This is a genomic window from Leucobacter sp. GX0328 (genome assembly GCF_053567315.1).
The window spans coordinates 124455-151147 of record NZ_JBSGPC010000001.1 but is presented as its reverse complement, the minus strand read 5'-3'; the positions used below and the strand labels follow the sequence as shown (position 1 = coordinate 151147).

The 26693-nt window shown below is 69.6% G+C and carries 21 protein-coding genes; 7 read left to right on the top strand and 14 right to left on the bottom strand.

Annotated features, from left to right (window positions below):
• Nucleotides 1-12 precede the first annotated feature (12 nt).
• Both ACUYTF_RS00650 and ACUYTF_RS00645 read left to right on the top strand, forming a co-directional pair.
• Nucleotides 13-3762 carry a TM0106 family RecB-like putative nuclease gene (locus ACUYTF_RS00650; protein ID WP_434141534.1) on the top strand — a complete coding sequence of 1250 codons (3750 nt, stop codon included), beginning with the start codon at nucleotides 13-15 and terminating at the stop codon, nucleotides 3760-3762.
• 9 nt (nucleotides 3763-3771) lie between these two features.
• Entirely contained in the window at nucleotides 3772-5025 is a 1254-nt protein-coding gene (locus tag ACUYTF_RS00645; RefSeq protein WP_434141535.1) for an aminotransferase class I/II-fold pyridoxal phosphate-dependent enzyme, read from the top strand.
• A 102-nt stretch (nucleotides 5026-5127) separates the two neighbouring features.
• Here the strand turns inward: ACUYTF_RS00645 and ACUYTF_RS00640 are convergent, their stop codons facing one another.
• From ACUYTF_RS00640 to ACUYTF_RS00615, 6 genes are all read right to left on the bottom strand, one after another.
• Nucleotides 5128-6369 carry a HEAT repeat domain-containing protein gene (locus tag ACUYTF_RS00640; RefSeq protein ID WP_434141536.1) on the bottom strand — a complete coding sequence of 414 codons (1242 nt, stop codon included), beginning with the start codon at nucleotides 6367-6369 and terminating at the stop codon, nucleotides 5128-5130.
• Between the two features lie 4 nt (nucleotides 6370-6373).
• On the bottom strand, nucleotides 6374-6850 hold the full coding sequence (locus tag ACUYTF_RS00635) for a hypothetical protein (RefSeq protein WP_434141537.1): 477 nt from the start codon (nucleotides 6848-6850) through the stop codon (nucleotides 6374-6376).
• A complete protein-coding gene (locus ACUYTF_RS00630; RefSeq protein WP_434141538.1) occupies nucleotides 6847-7917 on the bottom strand; it encodes an FAD-dependent oxidoreductase in 1071 nt (356 codons plus the stop codon). The genes ACUYTF_RS00635 and ACUYTF_RS00630 overlap by 4 nt, the downstream gene beginning before the upstream one ends.
• Nucleotides 7914-8798, bottom strand: a complete 885-nt coding sequence (locus ACUYTF_RS00625; protein WP_449279203.1) for a hypothetical protein — start codon at nucleotides 8796-8798, stop codon at nucleotides 7914-7916. Before ACUYTF_RS00625 ends, ACUYTF_RS00630 begins: the two co-directional genes overlap by 4 nt.
• Before the next feature lie 113 nt (nucleotides 8799-8911).
• Nucleotides 8912-9391: a hypothetical protein gene (locus ACUYTF_RS00620; protein ID WP_434141540.1), complete on the bottom strand. Its 480-nt coding sequence runs from the start codon at nucleotides 9389-9391 to the stop codon at nucleotides 8912-8914.
• A 6-nt stretch (nucleotides 9392-9397) separates the two neighbouring features.
• Nucleotides 9398-10393 carry an alpha/beta fold hydrolase gene (locus ACUYTF_RS00615; RefSeq protein ID WP_449279202.1) on the bottom strand — a complete coding sequence of 332 codons (996 nt, stop codon included), beginning with the start codon at nucleotides 10391-10393 and terminating at the stop codon, nucleotides 9398-9400.
• Between ACUYTF_RS00615 and ACUYTF_RS00610 the strand changes: the two genes are divergently transcribed.
• Complete coding sequence (locus ACUYTF_RS00610; RefSeq protein WP_449279201.1) at nucleotides 10353-10952, top strand: TetR/AcrR family transcriptional regulator; 600 nt, start codon at nucleotides 10353-10355, stop codon at nucleotides 10950-10952. The two genes, ACUYTF_RS00615 and ACUYTF_RS00610, sit on opposite strands and share 41 nt — an antisense overlap.
• Before the next feature lie 233 nt (nucleotides 10953-11185).
• On the opposite strand, the gene ACUYTF_RS00605 is transcribed toward ACUYTF_RS00610, so the two are convergent.
• The 6 genes from ACUYTF_RS00605 to ald form a co-directional block, all read right to left on the bottom strand.
• Nucleotides 11186-12295 (bottom strand): Zn-dependent alcohol dehydrogenase, encoded by a 1110-nt coding sequence (locus ACUYTF_RS00605; protein WP_434141543.1) that lies wholly within the window; start codon nucleotides 12293-12295, stop codon nucleotides 11186-11188.
• 74 nt (nucleotides 12296-12369) lie between these two features.
• Complete coding sequence (locus ACUYTF_RS00600; RefSeq protein WP_434141544.1) at nucleotides 12370-12948, bottom strand: hypothetical protein; 579 nt, start codon at nucleotides 12946-12948, stop codon at nucleotides 12370-12372.
• Nucleotides 12945-14393, bottom strand: coding sequence for an amino acid permease (locus ACUYTF_RS00595; protein WP_434141545.1), 1449 nt, complete (start codon nucleotides 14391-14393; stop codon nucleotides 12945-12947). Before ACUYTF_RS00595 ends, ACUYTF_RS00600 begins: the two co-directional genes overlap by 4 nt.
• 170 nt (nucleotides 14394-14563) lie before the next feature.
• Nucleotides 14564-16174, bottom strand: coding sequence for a helix-turn-helix domain-containing protein (locus ACUYTF_RS00590; protein ID WP_434141546.1), 1611 nt, complete (start codon nucleotides 16172-16174; stop codon nucleotides 14564-14566).
• A 12-nt stretch (nucleotides 16175-16186) separates the two neighbouring features.
• Nucleotides 16187-16684, bottom strand: a complete 498-nt coding sequence (locus ACUYTF_RS00585) for a hypothetical protein (protein ID WP_434141547.1) — start codon at nucleotides 16682-16684, stop codon at nucleotides 16187-16189.
• A gap of 51 nt (nucleotides 16685-16735) precedes the next feature.
• A complete protein-coding gene (gene ald / locus ACUYTF_RS00580) occupies nucleotides 16736-17860 on the bottom strand; it encodes an alanine dehydrogenase (protein ID WP_434141548.1) in 1125 nt (374 codons plus the stop codon).
• Between the two features lie 199 nt (nucleotides 17861-18059).
• Here ald and ACUYTF_RS00575 point away from each other — a divergent pair, with 199 nt between their 5' ends.
• The 3 genes from ACUYTF_RS00575 to alr all read left to right on the top strand — a co-directional run bounded on the left by ACUYTF_RS00575 (nucleotide 18060) and on the right by alr (nucleotide 21510).
• On the top strand, nucleotides 18060-18551 hold the full coding sequence (locus ACUYTF_RS00575) for an AsnC family transcriptional regulator (protein ID WP_434141549.1): 492 nt from the start codon (nucleotides 18060-18062) through the stop codon (nucleotides 18549-18551).
• A gap of 201 nt (nucleotides 18552-18752) precedes the next feature.
• The gene (locus ACUYTF_RS00570) at nucleotides 18753-20252 is read left to right on the top strand and encodes an amino acid carrier protein (protein WP_434141550.1); all 1500 of its coding nucleotides are present in this window, start codon (nucleotides 18753-18755) and stop codon (nucleotides 20250-20252) included.
• Between the two features lie 157 nt (nucleotides 20253-20409).
• Nucleotides 20410-21510: an alanine racemase gene (gene alr / locus ACUYTF_RS00565; protein ID WP_434141551.1), complete on the top strand. Its 1101-nt coding sequence runs from the start codon at nucleotides 20410-20412 to the stop codon at nucleotides 21508-21510.
• 34 nt (nucleotides 21511-21544) lie between these two features.
• Here the strand turns inward: alr and ACUYTF_RS00560 are convergent, their stop codons facing one another.
• Nucleotides 21545-23275, bottom strand: a complete 1731-nt coding sequence (locus tag ACUYTF_RS00560) for a cation:proton antiporter domain-containing protein (RefSeq protein ID WP_434141552.1) — start codon at nucleotides 23273-23275, stop codon at nucleotides 21545-21547.
• A 38-nt stretch (nucleotides 23276-23313) separates the two neighbouring features.
• A complete protein-coding gene (locus ACUYTF_RS00555; RefSeq protein ID WP_434141553.1) occupies nucleotides 23314-24573 on the bottom strand; it encodes a DNA glycosylase AlkZ-like family protein in 1260 nt (419 codons plus the stop codon).
• A 197-nt stretch (nucleotides 24574-24770) separates the two neighbouring features.
• Here ACUYTF_RS00555 and ACUYTF_RS00550 point away from each other — a divergent pair, with 197 nt between their 5' ends.
• Nucleotides 24771-26642 (top strand): ABC transporter transmembrane domain-containing protein, encoded by a 1872-nt coding sequence (locus tag ACUYTF_RS00550; RefSeq protein ID WP_434141554.1) that lies wholly within the window; start codon nucleotides 24771-24773, stop codon nucleotides 26640-26642.
• Nucleotides 26643-26693 lie beyond the last annotated feature (51 nt).

Genomic DNA, 26693 nt, shown 5'->3' with positions numbered 1-26693 from the left:
GAAGGAGACGGCATGTTCGTGCAGCAGCGCAGCGAGGGCGGCCAGCGCCTGGTCACCAGCGCGAGCGACCTGACGGCGGCGAGCGCCTGCGAGTTCGCGTTTCTGCGCCGCGTCGACGCGAGGCTCGGCCGCGACATCGAAGTGCCGCCCGACGACGACCCGATGCTCGCCCGTGCGGGCCGGCTGGGCGACGCGCACGAAGAGCGCACGCTCCAGGACTACCGGCGGCGCTTCGGCCAGGGATCGGCGGGGGAGCCGGGCGGGGTCGTCGAGATCCCGCGGCCCGACTCCATGCACGAGGCCGACCTCGTCGCCGTCGCCGAATCGACCGTGCGGGCGCTCGCCGGGCGGGCCGATCTCGTCTTCCAGGCGACCTTCTTCGACCCCGCGCAGCGCGCTGCGGGCGACCCGGGCTCGGAAGGCGCAGGCGGTGCGGGCGAGCTCGAGATCGGCTTCATCGGTTTCGCCGACTTCCTCGCGCACACGGGCGACGGCGCCTACGAGGTGCAGGATACGAAGCTCGCGCGCCGCGCGAAGGTGACCGCGCTGATGCAGCTCGCCGCCTACGCCGAGCAGCTCGAGCGCATCGGCATCCCCGTGCGCGACGAGGCCGTGCTCATCCTCGGCGACGGCGCGCACTCCCGGCACCGCATCGCCGACATCGCTCCCGTCTTCCGCGCCCGCCGCGAACGGCTCCACCGCATCCTGCTCGACCGCGCCGCCGCCACCGGCCCCGACGGGGCGCGCGAGACGGCCGCGGCGATCGCGTGGGGCGCGCCCGGCATCGCCGCCTGCGGCCGCTGCGAGGTCTGCGAACCCGAGATCGTGCGCACCCGAGACCCGCTGCTCATCGCCGGCATCCGCGCCGCGCAGCGCGACGCGCTCGTCGCGGCCGGCGTCGGCACGATCGACCGCGTCGCCGAACTCGCACGGCTCGTACCGGGCGACGGCGGCCCGGAGATCGCCGGCATCACCGCGCAGGCGCTCGCACGCCTTGCCCGGCAGGCCGCGGCCCAGATCGGCGCGGTACCGGGGGAGGCGCCGCCCTTCCGCGTCACCGACCCGGCACCGCTCGCGGCGATCCCTGCCCCCGATGACGGCGACATCTTCTTCGACTTCGAAGGAGACCCCATGTACCGCGAGCCCGGCCCCGACGGGTCGGCGCGGTGGGGCATCGACTACCTCTTCGGCTGGGTCGACCGTGCCGGCGAGTTCTCGGCGCTCTGGGCGCACGATCTCGTCGCCGAGCGCGAGGCCCTCATCGCGTTCATCGCGTACGTCGCGGCGCGCCGCCGCGCGCACCCCGGCATGCGCATCTACCACTACGCCGCCTACGAGCGCACCCACCTGCTGAGCCTCGCCGCCCGCCACGGGGTCTGCGAGGCCGAAGTCGACGAGCTGCTGCGCGAGCACGTGCTGGTCGACCTCTACCCGATCGCGCGCCGCGCGCTCACCGTCGGCTCGCGCTCGTACTCCATCAAGAAGCTCGAACCGCTCTACATGGGCGCGGAGCTGCGCGACGAGGCGGGCGTCACCAACGCCGCGCAATCGGTGACCGAGTACGCCGAGGCCGTCGAGCAGCTGGCCTCGGACGACCCCGCCGCGCGTGCCGCGGGGCAGCGGCGCCTCGACGACATCGCCGACTACAACCGCTACGACTGCGTCTCGACGCTCAGGCTGCGCGACTGGCTGCTCGGCCTCGCCGACGAGCACGGCATCGCACCGTTCCCGGCGGCGTCCGCGGACGACGCCGCGCAGCCTCCCCTCGAACTCAGCCCCGTCGCCGCACGCCTCGCCGTGCACGCCGACGCCTGGGGCCCCGGCCCCGAGCGCTCCGCGATCGCGCTCGCCGGCAGCGCCATCGACTACCACCAGCGCGAGCAGAAGTCGTTCTGGTGGGAGCACTTCGCGAGACTCGTCGACCCCATCGACGACTGGGCCGACACCCGAGACGTGCTCGTCGTCGACTCCGCCCGCAGCCGGGTGGGCGAGGACTGGTTCGTGCCGCCGCGCGCCCGGGCCGAGCGACGCCGCCTCGAGCTCCGCGGGGCGCTCGCCCCCGGCAGCGGCCTGCGCGCGGGCAGCGACGCGTTCCTGCTCTACGAGCACCCGGCGCCCTTCCCGCAACCGGGCGCCGCCCCCGGAGCCCGCGGAGCGAAACAGGTGAAGATCATCGACGGGGCCCCGGCCCCGTCAGACGCAGGCTCCGGTGACGATGCCCGCGAGACGCTCGTCATCGTCGAGGAGATGATCGGAGGCGCAGCGCAGTACCGCGAGCTGCCGGTCGCGCTGGTGCCCGGCCCGCCGCCGCGGGCCGGCGCGCAGAAGGGCGCGATCGAGGAGTGGGGCGCCCATCTCTCGGAGGCGCTCGACCGCGGCGAGTTCCCCCGCGACCCCGTCGTCGACCTCGTGCTGCGCGAGACGCCGCGGGTGCGGGCCGGCGCCGGGGCCGGGCTCGTGCGCCCCGAATCGGAGGAGGCGCTCGCCGCCGGGGGCGGCGACCCCGAGGCGCGCACCATCGGAGCCGTCGTCGAGAGCCTGCGCCGACTCGACCGCAGCACGCTCGCGGTGCAGGGCCCGCCCGGCACCGGCAAGACCTATCTCGCCGCGCACGTGATCGCGCGGCTCGTCGCCGACCACGGCTGGCGCATCGGCGTCGTCGCCCAGTCGCACCGCGTCGTCGAGAACGTGCTCGACGCCGTGGTCGGCACGGGCCTCGCGCCCGGCCTCGTCGGCAAGGTGCCGCAGGGCGGCAGGCTCTCCGATGACGACCCGAGGCCGCCGTACACGGTGCTGCAGCCGAACCGGCACCGCGCCTTCGCCGAGGGGCACCGCGACGCCGGGCGCGGCTGCGTGATCGGCGGTACGGCCTGGGACTTCAGCAACGAGACCCGCTTCGGGCGCCGCAGCCTCGACCTCCTCGTCGTCGACGAGGCCGGGCAGTTCTCGCTCGCCCCGACCATCGCCGCATCCGTCGCGGCCGAGCGGCTGCTGCTGCTCGGCGACCCGCAGCAGCTGCCCCAGGTGTCGCAGGGGTCGCACCCCGAGCCCGTCGACTCCTCGGCGCTCGGCTGGCTGCTCGGTGCGCACGAGACCATGCCCGCCGAGCTCGGCTACTTCCTCGCCGAGACCCGGCGCATGCGGCCCGAGCTCGCCGGCATCGTCTCCGAGCTCGCCTACGACGGGCGCCTGCACGCCCACCCTGCGGCGTCGCAGCGCGAGGCGGTCGGCGTGGGTGCCGCGGGGCTGCACTGGCATCCGGTGCGGCATTCGGGCAATGCGACGGCCTCGAACGAGGAGGCCAGCGCCGTCGCGCGCATCGCGCACGACATGCTGCGGGGAGCACTGCGCGCGAGGGGTGCGCCCGAACGCCGGCTCGACGAACGCGACGTCATCGTCGTCGCGGCCTACAACGCGCAGGTCGGGCTGATCGCGGAGGCGCTCGCCGAGGCAGGCCTGCCCGGCGTGCGCGTCGGCACCGTCGATAAATTCCAGGGCCAGGAGGCCGTCATCGCGATCGTCAGCCTCGCCGCGTCGAGCGCCGACGATATTCCGCGGGGCGTCGAGTTCCTGCTCATGCGCAACCGCTTGAACGTCGCGATCAGCCGCGCGCAGTGGGCGGCGCACCTCGTCTCGTCGACCCGGCTGGGCGACGGCCTGCCGAGCTCGGCCGAGGGCGTCGCGGCGCTCTCGGGGTACCTCCGCCTGCTCGAACGGGCCGAACGGGCCGAACCGGCCGAGCAGGCCGTGTCGGCGGGATAGCCTGGAGGCATGGTGACACCCCGAGGCCCGTTCAAGACTCCGCCGTCCAGACGGCTCCCGCCGCGCGAGGCACCCGCGACCGCGCACGCGCCGCTGGCGCTGCCCGCGTCGGAGCGTTCGCGCATCCCCGCGTTCGAGGTCATGCGCATCACCGATGAGATCGCGAAACGCCGAGCCGCGGGCCACGATGTGGTCTCGCTCTGCGCCGGCGAACCGAGCGCCCGCCCCGTCCCGGGCACCATCCGCCCCGCCGGATACACGGGCCCGCTCGGTACGACGCCGCTGCGCGAAGCCATCGCCGGGCACTACCGCGCCTGGTACGGCATCGAGGTCGACCCTGCCCGCGTCGCCATCACCACCGGCTCATCGGGCGCCTTCCAGCTCGTCTTCCTCGCCGCCTTCGACCCGGGCGACCGGGTCGCGCTCGCGAGCCCCGGGTACCCCGCCTACCGCAACATCCTCACGGCGCTCGGCGTCGACGTCGTCGAGATCCAGACCGGTCCCGAGACCCGCTACCAGCCGACACCCGAGCTGCTCGACGCGGCCGTCGCCGCGGGCGGACCGCTCGCCGGTCTCATCATCGCGTCGCCCGCGAACCCGACCGGCACCATGCTCAGCCGCACTGAGCTGCAGGCGCTCGACGCGTGGTGCCGCCGCGGCCGCACGCGCCTCATCAGCGACGAGATCTACCACGGCATCACGTTCCCCGAGACGGGCGATGCCGATAGGCGTGGCATCTCGGCGCTCGAGCTCGACCCCGACGCCATCGTCATCAACTCGTTCTCGAAGTACTGGGGCATGACCGGGTGGCGACTCGGTTGGGCCATCCTGCCGGAAGACCTCATCGCCCCGTTCGAAGCGCTCGCTTCGAATTTCGCGCTCTCGCCGCCGGCCCCGGCGCAGGAGCTCGCCCTCACCGCCTTCAGCGACGAGAGCTACGCCGAACGCGACGCGATCGTCGCCGGTTTCGCCCGGGCCCGCGCCCTCATCCTCGAGGCCGAACCGCAGCTCGAGTGGGGCGTCGCCGCGCCATCGGACGGCGCGTTCTACTACTACTCCGAGCTCGGCGAGGCGCTGCTCGAACGCTACGGCGACTCGGTGTCGTACGCCCGGGCACTGCTCGAAGCCGCCGACGTCGCCCTCGTGCCCGGCGTCGACTTCGACCCCGCGCAGGGGCATCGGGCCGTGCGCCTGTCGTACGCGGCGGGGGAGCCGGCGGTCGCCGAGGCGCTCGACCGCATCATCCGCTTCCAGCGCAGTTGACGCTGAGCGGGCCGCGGCGCATTCGCCGACCGGACCGCTCAGCGATTCAGCGGGCTGCATGCTGGAGTTCCTTACCGAAGGTGGGGACCGACCGGTCTCAGCTCATGCTTCCGGCTCCGACTCGGTCTCCGGCACCGCGAGCAGCGCGAGGGTCCGCTGCGCTTCGTAGACGGCCGCGTCGAACCCGATCTCCGGGTCGGTCATGATGCGCTCGGTGGCGATGGCGTGCGTACGCACCTGCAGATCTGCGTGAGTCTGCAGACGGCCGACGACCGGCAGCGCGGCTTCTCCGAGGGCCGCGAATGCGCGACTCAGGCTCAGCTGCACCTCGCGGTCGCCCCGGGCGAACTGCGATGACAGCTCCTCGGCCAACGCCGCTTCGCGTCCGTCGGGTACGAGCCCTGCGGCGGTGCGCCACGCCGTGCGCGCCACCTCGTCGTCGCTGTCGCGCAGCAGCTCCGAGGTGATCGCGGGCCAGGTGCTCGGCGCTCCGATCTTCGACAGCGTGTGGAGCGCCTGGCTCCGCGCCTGCGCGGCCTCGGAGTGCAGTTCCGGGAGCACCCGATCGAGCACCGCCGCCTGATCGTGGCGGATCAACGCCCAGGTGAGCATGTCGCGCACGTAGAAGTCCGGTTCGACTGCGCAGCGCTCGACGAGGACGTCGATGTAGTCGGGCGACGGTTTCGTGCCGGCAGTGAGCGCGGCCTGCAGACGCCCCGAAGACGTCGGTGCGTCGAGCGCGGCCCGAAGCCGTGCTGCCGGGTCATCGTTCTGTTTCATCTGGGTCATGGTAACAACCTGTGTTCCCTTCCTACAGGCTGGTCGCGGTGAGGAGTCTACGAGACGGGGCGCCGAGGCTCTCCGCCGGGAATAGCTGCGAGCCACGACGAGGAGCAAGGGCCCCCAGGCGAGCATCGGGGCGTAGGCTGCAGTGATCTGGGCGGCCTGCGGGCGTTCGCGGATCGGGCGCAGGTCGCCTCCGGGTTCACCGACGATCTGCAGATCCGGTCTGGCAGAGGCCGCTGTGAAGTAGTTGTAGATGTAGATGGCGGCGATGGTCATGACGATCACCGCTCCTGCGACAGCGAACCTCGTGACGATCCGTGAGGAGAGCTCGCGCCCGCCGACGATCGGGACGCGAGACGGAATTCGCTCGCCCCATGGGCGCACGAGTCCTACGGAGAGGAATGCGACTGCCAAAGGACCCGCGGAGAGGATGACGAAGTACCACCAGTTCTCCGGCTCTTCGCCGATGACTCGCAGCCGCCAGATGGCGGAAGGCAGCACGGTCAGCGGGATCAGCCAGGCCATGCCGACGATCCAACGATTCGGCTGGGCATACATGGTTCTACGCTCCCTGCTCTTCGCGTGATCGCTCTGCTCCACAGTGCGGGCTGCGAGATCTCCAGATCGCGACGGCCAGGAGGAGCACGGAGAGACCCCATAGCAAGCAGAAGGTGCCGAAGGGCCACCCTCCGCGATCCTCGAGAATGCTTCCGGCGACCGTGAAGACGCCCAACGCGGCCAGTGCTGCTCCGAGCACGGCGAGGGGAGGAGCGAACGCGACCGGGTGCCACCGCTGGGTCACCGGGAGGAACGGCAGGAGGACAGCGCACAACATGAGAGCGCCGACGCCTGCGTTCGCCCATTGCGCGAGCGAGATCTGCGCCGCGTTCGCGTATTGGAGCGTCTCTGCAGCGGTGACATGCGGGCCGCCGTGGATGCCGAGCTTCCCGGCGAAGGCGAAGTCCGCCTTCGCCACGATGTAGAGGGCGGTGAAGCCGGCCGACACCAGTGCCGGGATGCGAATCGTCATCGGAGTCATGGATTCTCCCTTCTGCGGTCTCGGCCTCGGTGGAGCACCCCGCGCGCAGCGCGCATCGTGGTGATGGTTCCGCGGATGACCAGTTCCTTTCCGAGGCCCCCGAGCCATGATGCGAGCGCGAATCGCCGCAGGCGATCGCGGCCGGTGACGAGCTGGACCCGGCCCGTGAACCGTCCGAGGTCGATGCAACGGATGATGTAGTCGTGCTGGAAGGGCGGCGGCGTTCGCAGGCCTTCGACTGCAGTGATGACGTCTGCGGCGTGCGCGCCCATCGGCAGCGCGGTCGCGCACGACATGCGCAGGTGACTCGCATCAGGGCCGGCGACGCATATCGCATCCCCGGCACCGATGATGCGCGGATGATTCGCGACCTGCAGCGTCGGTGTGACGACCAAACGTCCTCGGTCATCGGTCGGAAGCCCCGAAGATGCGGCGAGAGGCGGAGTCTGCAGACCGGTGCAGTCGACGAGAAGCTCGTCCGGGGGGTTCGGCGCGTCCCGCTCGGAGAAGACGAGAGGGATCCCGAGCCTGTCGAGGCGTCGTTGCTGCGCCCGGTGATAGGCGTCCTCAGGCCAGGCGGTGCGAGAGGCCAGCGTCACGTCGCGGCCTGCCGTTGCCAGGGCGGCCGCGGTCTCCACTCCCGTGAGCCCGGCTCCGAGCACCCGGACAGGGGCGTAGGGGCGCCGGGCGAGCGTGTCGGAGAGCCGGGCCGCGGCGTGTTCGTTGGCGACACTGTGCCGCTGCCTATGGTCTCTTCGGTGACCCGAGCCGACGGTTACGATGAGCCAGTCGAAGTCGATCTCTTCTCCTGATGCCAGAACGACGAGGTTGTCGTCCGCGTCGATCCGATCCGCGGTCGAGGTGATCGTCTTGATCTCATGGTGCAGCACTCGGTCCATGGGGATCCGGGCATGCGGCCGGTGGTTCGCCGCGACACGATGGAGTCTCACCCGTTCGACGAAATGCGGAACGGGGTTGACGATGGTGACGTCGAACCCTCTGCGGGCGAGCTTGTTCGCAGCGACGACTCCTGCGTATCCTGCTCCGAGTACGAGTGCTCGGGTCATGTTGATACCTCCTGAGTATGGTCGTGCTGAGTGCGATCGGGCGATGGCCGGCGACGGGGATTCTGCGTACTTCTCGACCAGAACGCCCAGGCGGCGACAGTCAGGGCGGCGCCGAATCCGGCGAAGGCCGTCACTCCGATCCATGCCACCAGCAGCGCGTCTTGCGGTGCGGGGAAGTCTCCGGCGGGGATGGCGAGAACACCGGCGGAGACGAGGGCGGTGTAGCCGATGCCGATGAGGCCGTAGGGCAGGAGCGTCCCTGCCCCGACGGCCGACGGGACCAGCAGCAGCCACCGAGGAATGACTCGGCTCCACGGCAGGACGAGCATCCACAAGAGCAGGGCGCCGGCGCACGAGAAGAGCACTGTCGGATCCAGCCCGAGGTGTTGCAAACGGAGCCAGACATCCGAGGCTCCATTGCTCGCAGAAATGCGCGCGACATCTTCCCCGGACCGTCCGGCGAATGAGCCGCCAGTCGCCCAGAGCGTCTTCATCCACGCATACGGAAGAAGTGCGATCGTTCCGAAGACAGCTGCGATCCGGGCGGTGTACGGGTTCGCTGCCGACAGTGAGAGGCCTCGAGCTGGGAATCGCCTTGCCGTGAACATCGTGAGCAGGACGGCGCCGACCGCGGAGAATGCACGCGCAACGAGCGTCCACAGATCTTCTGGAAGCTGCCCGGAGACGATCATCAGCAGATCCTGCAGCAACCCCCACGTCGACAAGACCGCGACCCCTGTCAGGATCCACAGCCAGCTTCTCTTGCCGAATCTGCGGCGCGATATCACCGTCCCGGCAGCCGTGATGCCGAGCACCGGCCCGATGATGGTCTGCAGCCAGGAGACCGCGTCCGGCTTCGTGTCATCCTGCGCGATGAGCACGGCGGTGAAACGGGCGAGCTGGAGGGTTGCATACACCGACCCCCAGACCGCTACTCCGACAGCCGCGCCCCGGTACGGGTGAGTCGGGGGAGCGCTGTTCGCATGCTGGTCCCTCATGATGGAATCACTCCTCGGGCGATTGTTCTGAGCAGTCGCTTCAGCAGGATCCGGTGCATGCCGGTACCGAAGACGGCCAGCCGGTATAGCGCGCCCTGAAGCCCGGCGAACGTTGCATGCGAGCGGATCCGCACTGTCACCCGGTCGTCGACGTCCGCGTCGACCAGGATCACCATGGCGTATTCCGAGAGCAGATGGCGGCCCGACAGCACCAGGGCTCGTGGGCGGTCGATGTGCGAGACGGCGAAGCCCGGCACTGCCGACCCTTGTTCTGGGAATCGACCATCGGCGAAACGGGGGCGAGCTCGGACGGCGCTCGCATAGGCCCGTGCGGCGCCGTTGTCGAACCCGCCCACACAGGCGAGCAGGCTCGCCCAGACGGCGGCCGGCGGTGCCGCCGCACCGGTTCGGTGTTCATCCAACAGCGGCAGCTCCGTGTGCGCCGAGCTGTTCCGGGATCCGCGCATCGCCGTCATCGTCGTTCACCTGTTCGCGCCGATCAGTGCGGCGATGTCGTTCGCGATCCGCTCCGGCTGTTCACCGTTCACCGCGTGCGAGGCTCCCTCGTAGACGTGCACGATGGCATTCGGGAAGCTCCGTCGCGCAGTCGCCGCAGCCTGCCGAGCGTCATGGATCGCCGAGTCGCCGCCGATGATCACCAGCGTCGGTACGGTGATCCTGCGCAGCTCCGCTTCGGGGATCAGCTTCAGCTGCGGCAGCCGTAGGATGAAGTGCTTCATGCCCGCCTCGATCATCTCGGCCACGGGAAGATCTGCCACGGGTGCACCGCCCGCCATGTAGGAGTTGAACCCGTCGCGCCACGACTTCGGGAACCAGCGCACCGTGGCAGGTAACGAATGCATGATCATCCGAACCGGGAGGTTCGCGAGTGTGAGCGCTGCATCGATGAGGGTGAGCGTGGCGACCTTGCCCGCGTCATGCAGCACGAGGTTCGCCGCGCTCCATCCGCCGAAGGAGATGCCGGCGAGGTGGAAGGCTTCCTCGGGAAGCGCCTGCATCGTCTGGGCGAGCCACGTCGCCTGGTCCGCGGCGTCGGTGATCGGACGATCTTGAACGCTCATGCCCGGTTCGCCCAGCAGATCCACGGCGTAGACGTCTCCCAGCTCGAGCAGCGAGGGCATGTTGTCCGCCCAGATGGGAGTGCCGGATGATTTTCCGGGCAATAGGAGCAGAGGATGCGGGCCGGAGCCCGCGCCGGCGAAGCGGTAGCAGCGGACCGAGCCGAAATCGGTGCGGATATCGAGTGTTTCAGCGGGCTGGGGCAGGCTCGCGAATGCACGTGCATACGCGTCCATGTATCGTGCCCGCCCCTGGGGGGAGTCCCAGCGACCGAGGAGTTTCGCTGCGTCGTCGATTGTTCTCATCTTGAGCCCTAACCATTGGTAAGTGTTCTCACCATAGGTTAGGATCGGAGGCATGGCAACCCAGAAGATCGCAGGGCGCGGTGAATCCTTCACCGAGCAGGCTCGGCGCGCGCAGCTCATCGGCATCACCCGGAACCTGATCGCCGAACGCGGCCACCGGGGCACTTCTCTGCAGAGCATCGCCGATGCCGCCGGTATCACCAAGGCAGCCGTGCTTTACTACTTCCCCACGAAGGCCGCCGTGATCGAGGCCGCGTACGGCGAAGTCGTCGCCGCCCTCGCGCGCGACGTCGGAGCGGCCGTCGAGGCAGCGGCTCTGGGGCATGAGCCCGCGGCGTACATCCGCGCCATGGTGCATCATCTGCACGAGCACCCGCAGCACACCCGCATCTTCGCCGAGGCCGTATTGCACGACGAGCGGCCTCACAGCAGAAAAGAACGTTGGCAGCCGCTGGCGGCACTCATCGAGACGGCTGCGGGCCAAGACGCGGTAGACGCTCGTGATGCCCGCGCGACCGCGATCATCATCGGCGGCGCCATCGACGGCATCATCGCCGAGCAGCTCGACGACCCCGATTTCGATTCCGGGCATGCGGCAGAAGTGCTCATAGCGATGCTGCCGGGGGCGTCGAACGCGGCGACCGAATCCTAGGAGTCACCGCCCGTCGGTATGCGATCCTCCGTGGATCTGGGATTTCGCCCGGGTTACGGGCATTCCTTCGGCAGAAGACATTTGGAAGAGGAACCCTGGCGCGGTGGGGAGACACCTGCGGGGGACAGATCCAGGGGAGAATCCGAAGCGAGGCGAGCCCGCCCCGATGAACGGCGAAGGCCGTGCGGAGGACGATGATCTCTTCCTCCGCACGGCCTGCACTCGGGGGAGCGTCAGTACTCGATGACGCTGCGGATGCCGCGACCCTGGCGCATCTCGGCGAACGCCTCGTTCACCTCGTCGAGCGCGATGCGATCGGTGACCATCGAGTCGAGGTCGACGAGGCCCTCCATGTAGAGATCGACGATCTTCGGGAAGTCGATCGACTGGCGGCTCGAGCCGTAGTTCGAACCGATGAGCTTCTTCTCCTGGTCGCTCATCACGAACGGGTCGATCGAGATCTTCACGCCGTCGGCGACCTGGCCGACGACGACCGCGGTGCCGCCGCGGCGCACGGCCTCGTAGCAGGCCTCGATCGTGAAGGGCAGTCCGATCGCCTCGAAGGCGTAGTCGACGCCGCGACCGTCGGTGAGCTGCTGCACGGTCTCGAGCAGGTCGACCTCGCGGCTGTTGATCGTGTGTGTCGCGCCGAACTTGCGGCCGAGCTCGAGCTTGTCCTCGCTGACATCGGCGAGAATGATCTGCTTCGCACCCGCGAGGCGTGCGCCCTGCACGACGTTCAGGCCGACGCCGCCGCCGCCGACGACGAGCACGGTCGAGCCGGGCTCGACCTTCGCCGTGTTGACGACCGCTCCGATGCCGGTGGTCACGGCGCAGCCGACGAGGGCGGCCTGCGCGAGCGGGGCGTCCTTGCGGATCTTGATGGCGGCCGAGGCCGGCACCATGGCGTGGTCGCCGAAGGAGCCGACGGCGAGGAAGCTCTTGACGTCGTCATCGCCGTCGCGCAGACGGGTCTTGCCGTCGAAGAACACGTGGTTGTACGCGGTCTCGTTGGCGAGCTGGCAGAGCACGGGGTTGCCCGAGACGCAGAACTCGCACCTCTGGCACGACGGGGTCCACGAGAGGATCACGTGGTCGTCGACCTCGAGATCGTCGACCTCGCTGCCGACGGCGATCACGACTCCGGCGCCCTCGTGCCCGAGCACGAGCGGTGCCGGGGTGGCCCAGTCGCCGTCGAGCGCGTGCAGATCCGAGTGGCAGACGCCCGAGGCGGCCATCTTGACGAGCACCTCGCGGGGGCCGGGCTGGTCGGAGATCTGGAGATCGCGGAGCTCGAGGGGCTGTTCGGCGCCGACGAAGACGGCGGCTTTCACGTTGACCATGGAGTGTCCTTTCAGAGGGTGGATGGCAGGCGGGGGAGCAGGCCCGGGGGATCCGAGCCCGATCGGTTCGCGCGTCAGGCGGCGACGGCCGCCTCGGCGATGCGGGGGCTGCGGAAGCTGCGGATGAGCGCGAGGATGCGCTCGACCTCCCCTGCGGGGAAGGCAGTGGCCTTGAAGACGGGCGGGATGAGCACCCAGACGAACGAGCCGCCCATCGGCACGATGCTCAGTGTGCGGCCGTCGACGGCGGAGGCGATCAGATCGATCTCGCGCAGTTGCCCGCCGACTTCGCGGTTGACCGCGTTCAGGCGCGGGCCGGGAGCGGGGCGGGTCGCCTGGCCGACCTTCTTCGGTACGTACCGTACCGCGCCCTTCTCGCGGAATGAGAGTTCGATGCCGCTGGGCACCCGAGTGTCCGCAGGCAGCGTCGCCATGATCCGCAGGTTGTACACCCGCGAGAAGATGTAGTTGCCGGGGTCGTACGACAGCGTCAGGGTGATGCCGTCGGCTGTGCGCACCGTGGCGGTGGTCTGGTCGGCGGCCGTCACCTCGCCGAACTGGGCCGCGGTGTGCTGCAGCGCGGCCCGGGCGCGGTTGACGATCGGGCCCTCGCCCGCGAGTGCGTCGCGGCGGGGCCGTTTCCCGGACTTCACTTCGTCTCCTCCGTCTCGAGTGCGCCCTCCGCTTCGAGCGCGTCGTCGTACTCGTGCTCGAGACCCTCCGAACGCACGACGATGTTCGTCTGCGTCTCGGTGAGATCGGTCGGGGCGAAGAGCGGCAGGCGGTTCATCTTCAGCCAGATGATCGCGAAGATCGCGATGGCGGCGATGACGATGCCGGCGCTGCCCCAGATCACGAGGCGCTGCGACATCTCGGGCACGATGAAGACGATGAGGTAGGTGCACGAGGCGATGCCGAGAATCTGCGGCAGCGGGTAGAGCGGCGTCTTGAAGGGGCGATGCGCCTGCGGGTAGCGGCGACGCAGCACGACGACGTCGACCTGGGCGATGATGTAGCTCAGCAGCCAGGTGGTGCAGGCGATGCTGATGAGGTTCAGGATCATCTCGATGCCGCCGTCGGAGAAGGTCGAGTACAGCAGCACCGAGGCCATGCAGCCGGCGGTGACGAGCATGCCGGTCCAGGGGACGCGGCTGCGGGGGCTCACCTTCGAGAGCCACTTCGGCAGCAGGCCCTCGTTCGACAGGCCGTACAGCATTCGCGGGATGGCGGCGAGGTACGAGTTGCCGGTCGAGAACGAGGCGAGGATGGTGACGACGGTCATGATGAGGCCGCCGGTGGCGCCGAAGATCGCGGTCGCGCCGACGACGTGCGGGATCGACGAGGTCGCCATCTCGGCGAGGTCGGCGTAACGGGTGGCGCCCCAGCCGAAGAGCACGTCGACGAGGAAGATGGTGCAGACGCCGATGACCATGGCGAGGGGGATGTTCTTCCAGGGCTTCTTGACCTCTTCGGCGAGGGGAGCGACGAACTCCATGCCGATGTAGAGCCAGATGGCGACGGCGCCCATCGAGGCGAGCGTGCCCCAATCGGTCGCGAGGAAGTCGTTCTCGACAGGGGTGCCGGTCGCGAAGCCGGTGATGCCCGCGAGGCCCATCACGGCGAGGATGCCCATCATGCCGAACACGACAGGGATCTGGAAGCGCGCGAAGATGTCGACGCCCGAGATGTTCAGGGTCAGCAGGATGGCGAGCAGGATGAAGGAGAAGAGCGGCGCTGGGAAGCCGGTGAGCGATTCGAAGGAGTCGCCGGCCACGAGCAGCTGCGTGCCGCCGTCGGCGGAGACGAGCACGAGGTAGCCGCCGAGCACTGCGATGATCGCCATGAGGCGGCCGAGCGCGGGCAGCGTGTACTCTCCGACCATGCCGCCGCCCGGCAGCATCGATGCGAGCTCGCCGTACGAGATGGCCACCATGACGATGATGATGAGGCCGATGAATGCCGGGATAGCGAAGGCGAGCCCGCCCGTGCCGAAGCCGTTGCCGAGAGAGACCATGGCGGTCCCGGAAACGACGAGTCCGGTGGAGGCCGCGTAGGCGGCGCCGAACCCGAGGCTCCTCTTGAGCTTGGTTCTGGACATGTCTCAGCTCCTTTGCTGTGTGCTGTGTCGTGAACGAACGTCCAGCAGACAGCTTGCTCCCTCCGTGCACGTTCCGCATTCGACACAGTGGTGATCTGGAGGAGAATGCTGGCCGGTCTGCCATTGGATCGTGCGAGGTTTCGACATCAGTCTGTCGAAATCAAATTCGACTACTGGACGTTCTGCTCCGAAGGCTGGAAATAGCGCAGGGCGAGCGTGAGCTCGGCGCGCACCTGGTAGTCGTCGAGATCGCTCGAGGTGATGTTCGCGATCTGCTCGAGCCGGTTCGCGAGCGTGTGCCGGTGGATGCCGAGTTCGCGGGCGGCCGGTTGCTGTCGGCCGTGCTGCTCGAGCCAGACGCGGAGGGTGCGCAGCAGCTCCGCGCCGCCTGCGGCGTCGGTGGCCTCGAGCGGGCCGAGCAGGCGCCGGGCGACGTGCGAGGCGTCCGACGCGTCGATCAGGTCGGTCACGCCCTCCCGCCAGATGTCGGGGAAGCCCGTGACGCCCGCATCGCCGCGTCGCAACCCGAACTCGGCAGCCTTCTTGGCTTCCTCGAGCGCGAGCGGCAGCCCCTCCCACACGTCGCAGTGCGAGCGTCCGATGACGAGCCCGAACGGAGCGAGCCGGTCGATGAACGCGTCGGCGTCGGCCTCGTTCACGAGGATGGCGGTGTCGCTGCGGTACTGCGCGAAGAAGAACGGCTCTTCACCCTCGAGGCGCAGCTTGTCGAGCGCGGGCAGCAGGCGCGAAGCGTCGAAGTGCTGGGGGATGCCGATCAGCGCGACGAGCGGCGGCTGCGGGAGCGGCCCCCACACGCTCTGCACGATGTGCCGGGTGACGTCGATGCTGCCCGAGAGCAGCAGCTGCAGCAGCGCCTCGCGCAGTGTGCGCTGCAGCGCCTCGAGGGTCTGGTTCTGCGCGAGCGAGACGCTCACGAGGGCGAGCACGCTCGAGAGCACGTTGCGCGACACGTCGTCGAAGCCGCGGCTGAGGGTGAGCGCCAGTACGCCGGTCGGGTAGTCGGCGCCGCCGAGGGTCTGCAGCACGACCTCGATCTCGGGGGTGGCCTGCAACGATACGAAGCGCTGCCCGTTCTCGAGGGTCTGCTGCACGATCGGGGTGAGCTCGGCCTCGGGCAGGAGGCGCCCGTCGGGCGACTCGATCAGCGTGAGGGGGCGGCCGAGCGGGTCGTAGAGCGCGACGCCGCAGCCGAGCTGGCGGGCGGTCTCGCGCAGCGTCGCCGTGAGGCCGTCCTTGCGCGTGGCGGCGTTCGCGATGGCCTTCTGGGCCCGCAGCGATCGGGTGTACCGCTCGGTCTGGTCGCGCTGCAGCACGCGTGCCGCCTCCTGCAGCAGATCCATGAACGAGATCTCGTACGGCACGTCGAAGAGGATGAGCCCGTGGCGGTGGCAGGCGAGCGCGAGCTCGTGCGGAATGCCTCGGTGCACGACATCGCTGCCGAAGCCGATGCCCTTGACGCCGTAGGCGGCGACGAGGGCCGCGTAGTCGTCGTAGATGCGCGCGAGGCGCTCGGGGTCGATGCGTACCTCGGGGATGGAGGCATCGGCCGATTCGGTGATGGGGAACTGCCAGCCGAGCGTCAGGATGACCTCGGCCGGGCCGAGGAACGGGGTCGGGTCGATGAGGTCGGTGGCGTGCAGCCACTCGAACTCCTCGTCGAACGCTCCCTCGCCGCCCGCGCCGTCGCTCTCGTCGCCCGCGACGACGAGGCGCAGATGCAGCGAGGGGTTCTGGAGCAGTCTGCGCAGGCTGAGCGACATCGCGGGGAGGGGTCAGGCGCCGAGGCGGATGGGGGTGCTCTCGGCGACGCCGATGCGCTGCTGCAGGGCGGCCGGCACGACGAGCACGGGCAGTTCGGTATCGACGCCGAGCTCTGCGAGCGCCTCGAGCTCGGCCCCGCCGAGATCGACGACGAGCGCGGTGATGGAGTCGACGAGCGGGCCCTCGAGGCCGGCGACCGCGCGGCTGAGCGCCGACCGCAGGGCGCGGGCGAGGTCAGCGGTCTCCGCGCCCGTGAGCGCCACCGCTGCCGTGGAGTAGGCGACGCCGTCGCCCGAGAGCGCCTCGGCGATGATGCGGGTCCCGGATGACTGCGCAGTCTCCGCCGCTTCGGACGCGTCGCGCGCTGCGTCCTCGAGTCGCGCCCGCACTTCGAGGACGCTGCTCGACCCTCCCGACGAGGTCGTGAAGGGGAGCGGAACGGCCGAAGGAGCGCCACCGTGATCGTGATGATCGGGTGACGCTCCTCCGAAAGTGAACTTCAAATCCATGAGGTTCAGCCTACTCCCCGCATCGGCCTCGCCGGGCGGGGAGGGACGGGGTTACGCGCTGGCGAGCACGTCCTCCAGCGACTTCGAGGCGAGGTCGGGGAACGCGACGGCGACGCCGTGGTTCGCGATGACGCCGTCGTGCGCGTTCAGGCCCTTGGCGAGCGACGCGTCGTCGTTCAGCGCCTTCTCCCAGCCCTTGTCGGCCAGTGCGACCGCGTAGGGGAGGGTGGCGTTGGTGAGCGCAGCGGTCGAGGTCTCGGGGACCGCGCCGGGCATGTTCGCCACGCAGTAGTAGATCGAGTTGTGCACCGGGAAGGTGGGGTCGTCGTGCGTGGTTGCGTGCGAGTTCTCGAAGCAGCCGCCCTGGTCGATCGCGATATCGACCAGCACCGAGCCGGTCTTCATCTGGGCGACCATCTCGTCGGTGACCAGCTTCGGCGCCTTCTCGCCCGGGATCAGGACCGAGCCGATGACGAGATCGGCTTCCTTGAGCGCCTCGGTGATGTTGTGGGCGTTCGAGGTGCGGGTCTGGATCCGACCGTTGAACTCGTCCTCGAGCTGCTTCAGGCGGGGGAGAGCGATGTCGATGACGGTGACCTCTGCGCCCATGCCGTAGGCGATGCGTGCGGCCTGCTCGCCGGCAGCGCCGCCGCCGATGACGACGACCTTGCCGCGACGGGTCGCGGTGACGCCGCCGAGCAGGATGCCGCGGCCGCCGTTGGCCTTCATGAGCGAGTAGGCGCCGACCTGCACCGAGAGGCGGCCCGCGACCTCGGACATGGGGGCGAGCAGCGGCAGCGCGCGGTTGGGCAGCTGCACGGTCTCGTAGGCGATGGCGGTGGTGCCCGACTCGAGCACGGCCTCGGTGAGCTGCTTGTCGGCGGCGAGGTGCAGGTAGGTGAAGAGGACCTGGCCCTTGCGCAGCTTCGCGTACTCCGAGGGGATGGGCTCCTTGACCTTGAGGATCATGTCGGCCTCGGCCCAGACGCCGTCGGCGCCGTCGACGATCCGGGCGCCGGCAGCGGCGTACTCCTCATCGGTGATGGCCGAGCCCAGGCCCGCGCCCGACTGCACGAGCACCTCGTGGCCGCGGCGGGTCAGCTCGAAGACGCCGGCTTCGGTGATGGCGACACGGTTCTCGTTGTTCTTGATCTCGGTAGGAATGCCGACGCGCATGTTTGCTCCTCTTGTGGCGGTGGAGTGATTCGGGGAGGATCACTGTGATAGCCCGTATCGCGCGGTGACACGAGGGCCGCGACCTCGACAAGGGCAATGCACTGATTGTGCAGTATATTCGTCGGTTTTCAATAAGTCATGAATGCTATTCGGAAAATTGGCGCTATTCTTGTCCGAAATACCGCAATAAAGGATAAGAGTGACTGAAACTTCGAAGAATCTGCGCGCCGATTCCGACCTGGACGCGATCGATCGGAAGATCGTCGAGGAGCTGCAGGCGAACGGCCGCATCACGAACGCCGAGCTCGCCGATCGCGTCGGCGTCGCCGCATCGACCTGCATCGCGCGCGTGCGCAGCCTCGTCAGCCGCCGCATCATCACCGGCTTCACCGCCAGTGTCGATCCGCGGGCGATGGGGCTCGAGCTGCAGGTGCTCGTCAGCGTCACCGTGCGTTCGGGCGCGCGCCAGCGCATCTCCGAGCTGAGCGAAGAGCTGCGATCCCTGCCCGAAGTGATGCAGCTCTTCTTCCTCGGCGGAGTCGAGGATTTCATCATTCACCTGGGCGCCCGCGACTCCGACCACGTGCGCGAGTTCGTGACCGAGCACCTGTCGGCGCACCCCGCGGTCTCGTCGACGCGCACCAGTCTCGTCTTCAGCCATCATCAGAATCCTGTGCGGTCATTCGCCTGATTTCGGGCACCGGATGCGTTTGGGTCCGGTCCAGAGTCGTTCTCTCCAGTATTTCCTGCTGAATTTTGTCTGAGAGTCTCACCGTTGCACAGCCGTTACCAAGCTGCGCATATACTTCCTCAGTGTGGTGCGCGAGCGCCTAAGTAATTTTCATGTCCAGCACGTCGCAAAGTGGCGAAAGCAGAATAGGAAACCTTCTCCATGGACTTCCAGGGATTTCTCGACTGGTTGAGCGGAATTATTTGGGGGCCCTTCGTCCTCATCCCGCTCCTCTTCCTGACCGGTCTCTACCTGACCATCCGCCTCGGCGGGCTTCAGTTCTTCCGCCTCGGCGCGGCGATCAACCTCGGCATCATCCGCCGTCGTGACCCGGGCTCCAAGGGCGATATCTCGCAGTTCCAGGCGCTGACCACCGCCCTCGCCGCGACGGTCGGCACCGGCAACATCGTCGGCGTCGCGACCGCGATCGGCATCGGCGGCCCCGGCGCGCTGTTCTGGATGTGGGTCACCGGCGTGCTCGGCATGGCCTCGAAGTACTCCGAGGCGTTCCTCGCGGTGCGCTACCGCACCGTCGACGCCAAGGGCGAGCGCAACGGCGGCCCCCAGTACTACCTGGAGAAGGGCATCAAGGGCCCGGTCGGCAAGATCCTCGGCTGGTCGTTCACCATCTTCACCGTGTTCGCCTGCTTCGGCATCGGCAACATGACCCAGTCGAACGCCATCGCGGCGAACGTCGAGAACAGCTTCAACGTGCCGATGTGGATCACCGGCGCCGTCGTCGCCGTGCTCACCGCGATCGTGCTCATCGGCGGCATCAAGTCGATCGGTAAGGTCACCTCGGCGTTCGTGCCGATCATGATCGTCTTCTACGTCGGCGCAGCGCTCTACATCCTGTTCGCGAACATCGTCGACGTGCCCGCCGCCTTCGCGCTGATCTTCACCGACGCGTTCACCGGCACCGCCGCCACCGGCGGCTTCCTCGGCTCGGTCTTCATCATCGCCGTGCAGTACGGCTTCGCCCGTGGCATCTTCTCGAACGAGTCGGGCATGGGCTCGGCCGCGATCGCCGCCGCCGCAGCGCAGACCAGCCACCCCGTGCGCCAGGGCCTCGTCTCGATGACGCAGACCTTCATCGACACCATCATCGTCGTCACCATGACCGGCCTCGTGATCATCACGACCGGCACCTGGAACAGCATCGATGCCGAAACCGGCGAACAGGTGTCGCCGGCGCTGATGACGAGCGAGGCGTTCTCGCACGGCCTCCCGGGGCAGTGGGGCCATTGGGTCGTGACGCTCGGCCTCATCTTCTTCGCCTACTCGACGCTGCTCGGCTGGTCGTACTACGGCGAGCGCGCGCTCGAGCGCATCTTCGGCCGCCCCTCGGTCATCCCGTTCCGCGTCGTGTGGGCCATCGTCGCCTTCGTCGGCGCGACCACGCAGCTCAGCCTCGTGTGGTCGTTCTCGGACGTGATGAACGGCCTGATGGCGCTGCCGAACCTCATCGGCCTGCTCATCCTCTCGGGCCTCATCGCCCGCGAGACCAAGGCGTACCTCAAGTTCGACCCGAAGCTGCGCGCTACCGAGCCCGAGATCCGCGCCGCCCTCAAGGACGAGCCCGGCTACCAGGAGTGGCTGACGCAGGAGGACGACATCGACGTCCAGATCGACGAGCACCAGAAGAAGAAGCAGGCCCGCTAGACCGTCGGCTTCATCGCGACTGAGGGTCGGGGCGGCATCGCCGCTCCGGCCCTCCGCCGTTTCCGCGCGCTGATCGCTGCATCGACAGGGATCGGCGTAACCTGAACCTTGCCCCGCGCCGCAGCGCGCACTCGACCTTTCGGAGGTACTCCGCACCATGACCGCTCTCTTCCGCGAAGCGCGCATCGACCCCGTCGCGATCTCGCAGAACATCGCGCATGCCGTGCAGCTCACCGGCACCGAGGTGATCGGCGTGGTGAAGGCGAACGGCTACGGGCACGGTGCCGCGACGGTCGCGCGGGCGGCGCTCGAAGGCGGGGCGCGGCGCATCGGCGTCGCCGACCTCGGCGAGGCGTTCGCGCTGCGCGAGGCCGGCATCGAGGCGCCGCTCATCGCCTGGCTGCACGGGCCGGGCACCGACTTCTCGCAGGCGGTGGAGCAGGGCATCGAGCTCGGCGTCTCGTCGGCCGCGCAGCTCGCCGCCGCGGCCGCTGCATCGCGCCCGGGGGCGCCCGCCCGTGTGCACCTGAAGCTCGACACGGGGCTTTCGCGGGGCGGTCTCGCCCCCGAGGAGTGGGACTTCGTCTTCGCCGAGGCCGCCCGCCTCGAGGCCGCGGGAGAGGTGCGCGTCGCGGGCATGTTCAGTCATCTCGCGAACACGACACCCGCATCGAATCGCGAGGCGCTCGACGTCTACCTCGGGGCCGTCGACCTCGCAGCATCCCTCGGCGTCGTGCCCGAGACGCGCCACCTCGCCGCGACGCACGGCACCTTCGAACTGCCGGAGGCGCGCCTCGACGCCGTGCGCTTCGGCATCGGAACGTACGGGCTCTCGCCGTTCGACGGGGTGACGTCGGCCGAACTCGGGCTGCGCCCGGCGATGACGCTGCGCGCCGCCGTGGTGAAGACGCGCAGGGTCGCCGCGGGCGCAGGCGTCTCGTACGACCACACCTACCGCGCCGAGCGCGAGACGACTCTCGCCCTGGTGCCGCTCGGTTACGCCGACGGTATTCCGCGCCAGGCCTCGGGCGCCGGCCCGGTGCTGCTGAACGGCCGCCGCTACCGCGTCGCGGGCCGCATCGCCATGGATCAGTTCGTGCTCGACGTCGGCGACGACCGGGTCGCCGAGGGCGACGTCGCGACGCTCTTCGGCGACCCCGCGAGCGGTGCGCCCTCGGCGACCGACTGGGCCGACGCCGCGGGCACCATCAACTACGAGATCGTGACGCGCATCGGCGCCCGCGTGCCGCGCACCTGAGCGCGGGTTCGGGGGCGGCCCCGGTGCGCGGCGCTCAGTGGATGCCCGAGAGGCGCGTCTCGTGCACGTCGAGCGCGAGCTCGGCCTGGCGCAGCGCGCTCGAACTGTAGCGCCCGATCGCGCGCTCCTCGAGCAGGGCGTCGCGCTGGGCGTCGAGCACGTAGCGGGCGACGCGCAGATACGCCTGCGCCGGCGTCTCCTCCTCGAGCCCCGCGATCGCGCCCGTCTCGGGCAGCGACACCGCGAGCGGTGCGAGCGCACCCCGCGAGCTCGCCCGCACCCGTTCGATCACACGGTCGGAGGGCACGGCGAAATCGGCCTCGTCGTGCGGCGGGTTCGTGAGGAGGTCGTCGAGGGCGATGTTGCCCGCTTCGATGAGGTCGCTGCTGAGCGACGCGAGCTCGAGGCCGTCGTCGTCGGTGCCCGCGCCGCCCGGCCACAGCTTCTTGATGACCGTCGGCAGTGTGAGGCCGTGCAGCAGCAGGGTGATGACGGCGACGAAGAACGCGATGAGGATGAGCTGGGGGCGCAGCGGCACTTCGGTCGGGATCGACTGCGCGGCCGCCAGCGTGACGACGCCCCGCATGCCGCTCCACGAGAGCACGGCACCGTCGCGCCAGCCGAGCCGCTGGTCGCGCTCGTGGGCGAGGTCGGCGCGCGAGCGCTGGGCGAGGCGGTCGAGGCGCTCGACCCGCGCCGGGTCGGCATCGTCAGCGTCGCGCAGTCGGCGCGAGATCTTCATGAAGCCGGCGCTGCGCAGCTGGTAGCGGCCGAGGTTGCGGCGCATCGAGAAGAGCAGCGGCACGAGGAAGAGGGCGCGGATGGCGATCAGCATCACGACGACGCCGATCGCGATGAGCGGCAGATGCCCGAGCTGCAGGTCGTTACCGCTGACGGCGTCGACGAGAGTGTGCAGTTCGAGGCCCATGATCAGGAAGACGCCGTTCTCGATGACGAACTGCAGAGTGCGCCAGTTGAGGCGCTCGTTCATGCGCGCGGTCGCGCTGAAGCGGCTCGCCGAGTGGTGGCCCGTGTAGAGGCCGGTGACGACGACGGCGAGCACGCCCGAGGCGCCGATCTCTTCGGCGGGGAGGAAGGCCACGAACGGCACCACGAACGAGATGACGGTGTCGTGCACGGGGTTCGTGAGCTTCGAACGCACCCACACCGTTGCGATGCCGATGAGGTAGCCGATGATGATGGCGGCGGTGACCGAGAATGCGAAGGTGCCGGCCGCGCTCCAGAATGCGAATCCGCCGGCGACGGCGGCGAGGGCGGTCTTCAGCAGCACGAGCGAGGTCGCGTCGTTGACGAGGCTCTCGCCCTCCAGGATGGCGACGAGCCGTTCGGGCATGCCGAGGCGCTTGCCGATGGAGGTCGCGGCGACCGCGTCGGTCGGGCTGACGACGGCGCCGAGCGCGACCGCGACGGGGAAGGGGATGGTCGGCACGGCGAGGTGCAGCAGGCCGCCGATCGCGAGGGCCGAGAGCAGCACCAGCACGACCGAGAGGCCCGCGATCGGCTGGATGTTGCGGCGGAAGTCGACGAGCGGCGTGTTGACGGAGGCGGCGTAGAGCAGCGGCGGCAGCACCCCGAGCAGGATGATCTCGGGGTCGACGCGGATGTCGGGCACGATCGGGATGTAACCGATGCCGATGCCGATGACGACGAGCAGCAACGGTGCGGCGATGCCGATGCGGGCACCGAAGATCGAGGTGCCGACGAGCAGCACGATCGCGATGACGGCGAGCAGTCCCAGTTCCATGGGAACAGATTACGGGCAGCGCCCGCTCGCCGCGCCGGTTACGCGTCTGCGACGGGCATGATTTCGACGGGCGGGGCTTCGGCGCCGTGGAAGGAGGCCCAATCCGAGACGGGCACGGCGAGCGATGCGGGGTCGAGGGGCGGTGCCGCGGCGGCGGTGCCCGCTGCAGGGATCGCCGTGATCTCGAGCGCCGCGCGCTTGCCGGCGCCGCGCTTCCACGTGCCGACGGTGCGCCCGCCCCGCACCACCGTCGCGAGGAACATGCCGTTGCGGCCCGGCACGATGCGATCGAGCTGCCCGGCGCCGAGCTGCGGGGTGCGCTCGGCGTAGCCGAGCAGATGCTCGTCGAACGCCGGCAGCAGCAGGGTTTCGGCGGTGAACCCGGCACCGGCACCGGCACCGGCAGAGGCCGCCTCGGCGGACCGGAGCGCGTCGAGCTTCTCGAGCGCCTCCGGCGCCGCCCACAGCGCCGCTGCCGCGCCGCTCGCGTTCTCCCGATGCACCGGGGCGAGCCTGCCGGCCTCGGCCGCGAGCTCCATCCCGCGGCGCGCGTCGCGCACGGGCAGCCCCGCCCACCAGGCCAGATCCTTCGCATGCACGGGGCCTCGTGCCGCGGCGTAGCGGCCTGCGAGCTCGGCGAGGGCGTCGTCGCCGTCGAGCTCGCGGGGCGCGGCGATCCAGTCGCGCGCGAGCACGAGGCGGGGCTCGCCGGTCTCGCCCGGAGGCCCGAAGACCGCGATGCCGTTCTGGCACAGCCACCAGATGACGTGGTAGCGCCAGTTGCTCGGCCACTCGATGCCGGCCTCCGTCCACACGCTCGACAGGCTGTCGCGGTCGTGCGAGGCGCCGCCCGCGAGCGCCTGCTGCGAGACGTCGACGAGCCGGTCGAGGTCGGCGTCGCTCATGCCGAGGTATTCGCGACGCTTCGGCGCCCCGGCGAGCACGCGCGCGTTCGTGGCCCGCTGCATCCACCTGATGTCCTCCGCCGCGACGACGTGCACCGTGCCGCGCATGGGCCACGAGCGCACGATGAGCCCCGTCGCGTACGCCGCGCGCACGTCCGCGATCGTCGACCCGGGGGTGCGCACGCCGAGCGCCCATTGCGCGGCCCGCCAATCCTGACCCTGCACGGCGAGCATGCGCCGCGCGGTCGCGGCGATGCGTTCGGAGCCGGACGATGATCCCTGCAGGGACGGGACCGCGTCAGCGGCATCTGCCCCGCGAGCGTTCAGCCCGAGGGAGCGCATGCGCAGGCGCAGCAGTTCGTCATCGGTCACGGCGGTGGCGCTCGCGGTCATGAGCACAGTGTACGAGCAGCCGCCGTCATCGCGCCGGGCGGCCCGCGACCCGTCGACGGCGCTGCGAGCGAACAGACGCCGGGTGCGCACTCGGGCGGCGTATCATGGCTAACGCTCGCAGGCGCAGCGAGGGTCGGCCGAACAGCCCGCGCACGCCCGCGCGCCCGCGCCCCGATCGCCCCCTCCGGAAGGCCGCCGTGTCCTCACTGCTGCGCATCATGCGCTTCACCCGATCGCTCACCCCCTATTACGTCGGCATCGCGGCCGCCGCGATCGTCGTGACGCTCGCGAGCCTGACCGTGCCGTTCATCACCGGCCGCGCGACCGACGTCATCGTGAGCGCCGTGTCGGCGACGGCGCAGGGCGGCAGCGCGGCCGGCGGCACGATCCGCACCGTGGTGCTGCTCGCCGTCGGGCTGCTCGCCGCGAGCCTCACCTCGACCCTGCTCAGCAACGTGGGCGGCTACTGGGGCGACGTCATGAGCGCGAAGATGCGCACGATCCTCTCCTCGCGGTACTACGAGCAGCTGCTGTCGCTGCCGCAGCGCTACTACGACAACGAGCTCACCGGCACGATCGTCGCCCGCCTGAATCGATCGATCAACGAGATCACGAACTTCATGAAGACGTTCTCGAACCTGTTCGTGACGATGTTCATGACGACCATCGCGGTGCTCGCGATCAGCGCCTGGTACTACTGGCCGCTCGCCGTGCTGCTCGCCATCGCCTACCCCGTGTACCTGTGGCTCACGGCGCTCACCAGTCGCAAGTGGCAGGTGCTCGAGGGGCGGAAGAACGACCACGTCGACATCGCCTCGGGCCGTTTCGCCGAAGTCGTCGGGCAGATGCGCGTCGTGAAGTCGTTCGTGCGCGAGCGCAGCGAGCTCGAGGAGTTCGACCGGCACTTCGACGCCACCGTCGGACTCACCGCCCAGCAGTCGCGGCACTGGCACGCGATGGATGCGCTGCGCCGCGGCGTGCTCAACGTCATCTTCTTCGCGCTCTACATCATCATCTTCGTGCGCACCGTCACCGGCCATTTCACGGTCGGCGACATGGTCATGCTCATCCAGCTCATGGCGCTCGCCCGGCAGCCGGTCGAGAGTCTGAGCTGGGTCGTCGACTCGACGCAGCGCGCCGTCGCCGGGTCGAAATCGTACTTCGAGGTCATGGAGCTCGACCCCGCCGAGGTCAAGGGGCGGGGCGGCGGGGCGCTGCCGCAGCCGCTCGAGACGGGCGCCGGTGTCGGTGCCGGTGACGACGACGGCATCGCAGCCGCCGCCGAGGCCGACGGCACGGGGGCCGACGACGTCGTGCGCTTCACCGAGGTGCGCTTCGGCTACGACGACGACCCCGACGTGCTGTCGGGGCTGTCGTTCACGGTGCGGCGCGGCGAGCGCATCGCGTTCGTGGGGGAATCGGGCGGCGGCAAGACGACCATCATGAACCTGCTCATGGGCCTGTACACGACCCGTTCGGGCGCGATCGAGATCGCGGGGGCGGGCGAGGGCGTCGAGGAGCTCAGACGCGGCATCGGCGTCGTCTTCCAGGATCCGTCGCTGTTCTCGGGCACGATCGCCGAGAACATCTCGTACGGCCGCCCCGACGCGACGCGCGAGGAGATCGAGACGGTCGCCGAGCGCGCGGCCGTGTCGCAGTTCGTCGCGCGCTTCCCCGACGGCTACGACACCCTCATCGGCGAGCGCGGCATCAAGCTCTCGGGCGGCCAGAAGCAGCGCATCGCGGTCGCGCGGGCGATGCTCAAGGACGCGCCGATCATCGTGCTCGACGAGGCGACCAGCGCGCTCGACACGAAGTCGGAGCGGCTCGTGCAGGCCGGCCTCGACGACCTCATGCAGGGCCGCACGAGCTTCATCATCGCGCACCGGCTGTCGACCATCGCCGAGGTCGACCGCATCATCACCCTGCGCGAGGGCCGCATCGACGAGATCGGGTCGCCGGCCGAGCTCGCGCGCTCGGGCGGCATCTACGCCGAGCTGCTCGCGCTGCAGCATTCGGCGTCGAAGGCCGACCGCAAGCGCATGAGGCGCTTCGACCTCGTCGGGTAGCCGCGCGCGGTCCGTCCCGCGATGTCCGCGGTCTGTGCCACTGTTGAGGGG